This window comes from Achromobacter sp. GbtcB20, from assembly GCF_019091095.1.
Classification (GTDB): domain Bacteria; phylum Pseudomonadota; class Gammaproteobacteria; order Burkholderiales; family Burkholderiaceae_B; genus Achromobacter; species Achromobacter mucicolens.
The window spans coordinates 1-270 of record NZ_JAGXJZ010000542.1 but is presented as its reverse complement, the minus strand read 5'-3'; the positions used below and the strand labels follow the sequence as shown (position 1 = coordinate 270).

The following is a 270-nucleotide window of genomic DNA, read 5'->3' as shown; positions in this document are numbered from 1 at the left end:
GCACCAGCGAACTGGAAAAGCTGATGGTCCAGCCGACCAGGAAGTAGATGCCGACCCGGTCGCCGCGGCGCGCGCGCATGAAGGCGCCCGGCAGCCCGAGCAGCATCGGCATGATGCCCAGGGTGCTGACGATCGCGGCCAGCATGTCGACCCCGATCAGGCCCGAGGCGTAGGCCAGCGCCGCGATCACGCACAGGGCGGCGCCGGTGTGCATCAGGCGGCTGAAGACGCGGTCCATGCCGGGACGGGCCAGCGCCTGGCCGACGAACA

At 70.7% G+C, this 270-nt stretch carries 1 pseudogene; it reads right to left on the bottom strand.

The annotated features are described in order from the left end of the window. Positions 1–270: pseudogene (locus KVT32_RS30140) on the bottom strand (GGDEF domain-containing protein); the annotation flags it as partial.